This window comes from Paenibacillus sp. AR247 (assembly GCF_002968895.1).
Lineage (GTDB): Bacteria > Bacillota > Bacilli > Paenibacillales > Paenibacillaceae > Paenibacillus_AQ > Paenibacillus_AQ favisporus.
Genome location: NZ_PCZT01000009.1, coordinates 1,258,502 through 1,260,752, shown reverse-complemented (window position 1 = coordinate 1,260,752; position 2,251 = coordinate 1,258,502). Strand labels below are relative to the sequence as shown.

At 48.9% G+C, this 2,251-nt stretch carries 2 protein-coding genes and 1 pseudogene; all 3 read left to right on the top strand.

Translation table 11 applies throughout. The features are described 5' to 3' along the window. Nucleotides 1–216 (top strand): hypothetical protein (locus CPT76_RS38360; RefSeq protein WP_219845423.1); only part of this gene is annotated, 216 nt, incomplete at its 5' end. A gap of 355 nt (nucleotides 217–571) precedes the next feature. After that, nucleotides 572–1,221 (top strand): annotated as a pseudogene (locus CPT76_RS13985) (amino acid kinase family protein). A gap of 151 nt (nucleotides 1,222–1,372) precedes the next feature. Beyond that, nucleotides 1,373–2,251 (top strand): DHA2 family efflux MFS transporter permease subunit (locus CPT76_RS13980; protein ID WP_146116316.1); only part of this gene is annotated, 879 nt, incomplete at its 3' end.

Sequence of the window (2,251 nt, the reverse complement as noted above, 5' to 3'; positions counted from 1 at the left end):
AATGGCGCGATGCGTCACTTTAACGTTAATTTTCTTAAGTTCATTCTATCTACTTTTAACGTTAACGCTTACGTCAACCATGACGCCAACCTTTGGAAAAAGAGCGAATCAACAACCGCTGATATCCATATTGCAACATGTGAAAAATTCACAATAGAAAACCAAAAAAACCCCACCTATCTCCGACCTGCAAACCCATTTTATCGTACAACCTAGACACTACTCACTGGTCACAAGGTAGGTCTGTCCACTTCGCCAGACCACCTCTCTGCGGCCATAGTTGCTTCAGACGAACCTTTCAGGATATAATCTGCTTGGTAAAAAACGGACTTCAAAGGAGGATCCCTGGTGTTCAAGCGGTGCATACATTCCATTATTGAGAAAACGGCATATGAAGGAAGCGTTGAACACTAAGGCATAAGCGGCTTTAGTGTTTTCTTTTTGGCCTTCTGATTAGCGGTGTTGGCTGAAGGAATTTGGATGTTTCGAAATCAATACTGAGGAAGCTTATTTATCTAGGTGGGCGTATCACGATAGTCATTTTTTCGGAACCGAAAGGAGTGTTTGATCCATGGCGGCGTACCAAAGAGTGTTAATTAAGCTAAGCGGCGGAGCGGTGGCAGGAACGAGCCAGTTCGGCTTTGATCCGGGCCGGCTGGAGCATATTGCGGACGAAATTTTATCCGTTGTATGTATGGGAGTGGAGGTTTCCCTGGTCATCGGCGGCGGCAACATATTTCGGGGGAACATGGCGGAAACCTGGGGCATCGAAAGGGCGGAGGCCGATAATATCGGCACGCTGGCCACCGTCGTCAACAGCCTGATGCTGCGTGGTGTTCTCAAAGCAAAGCGGACAAGGAGGTCCGTGTCATGACCTCGCTCCCCATCGCATCGGTGGCCGAGCCGTATATTCGATTGCGCGCCATACACCATCTGGAGAAAGGGTATATCGTCATTTTCGCCGGCGGGAACGGCCAGCCTTACGTCACGACCGATTACCCTTCGGTGCAGCGTGCGATCGAGGTGAACTGCGACGCGCTCCTCGTTGCCAAGCAGGGAGTGGATGGCGTGCTGAGCGCCGATCCGAAGATTCTGGCCCGGGACTACCATCTGCCTATTCATGTATTCAACTTTGACAAGCCGGGTTCAATGAGAGAATTGTGCGAAGGGAAGCATCAAGGTACGATCATCAGCCGCGATTCTGTACTGGCTTATGAGTAACTTCTAAACGGTGGAATAATACTTAAATGACTAAAATAATAAATCATTTAAAAAAAGCAATTTATAAGAAACATTTTCATGGTGTTATGTGGTAAAATAGGCTCGCTGATGCCAAATATAGACATATTGCAAGAAACAGGAGGGAGAATATATGAATCCAACAGGTGTCGCAGCTGCATCTGCATCTGTACCGGCTGATATCAGCCATATCAAGAAGCTGCCTATATTAGTCTCATTGATTGTGGGGGCGTTCTTTTCGATCTTAAATGAGACGCTGCTCAATATTGCTTTTCCGGAATTGATGGTTGAGCTCAAAGTCTCGGCCTCTACGCTGCAATGGCTGGCCACGGGCTACATGCTGGTCGTCGGCGTTCTGGTTCCTGCATCAGCGCTGCTGGTCCAGTGGTTTACGACGAGGCAAATGTTCCTTGGAGCCATGATCATTTTCACGGTGGGAACGTTTGTCTGTGCCTTTGCCCCGGGCTTTGAATTCCTACTGATCGGCCGTTTGCTTCAGGCCGCAGGAAGCGGTTTGATGCTTCCGGTCATGATGAATACGATCCTGATTCTGTATCCGCCGGAAAAACGCGGGGCCGCCATGGGCAGTATTGGTCTCGTTATTATGTTCGCTCCGGCCATCGGACCGACGTTGTCGGGATTGATTCTCGATTCGTTTGAATGGAGATGGCTGTTCTACTTGGTTCTGCCGTTTGCCATCATTTCGATCATCATCGCGTTTGTGTATTTGAAAAACGTATCACAGCCTACCAAACCCAAAGTGGACGTTCTGTCGATCATTCTGTCTACGATCGGATTCGGCGGAATCGTCTATGGCTTCAGCAGTCTGGGTGAAGGTGGAGCGGGCTGGTCGCATCCCAAAGTGTATTGGACCATTATTGTCGGTGCGGTTGCCCTGCTGCTGTTCGTTATTCGTCAGCTCCGGCTGAAAGNTCCTTTAATGGATATCCGGTCCTTCAAATTCCCGGCGTTTACCCTGACGGCGATCATGCTGATCATTATGATGATGACG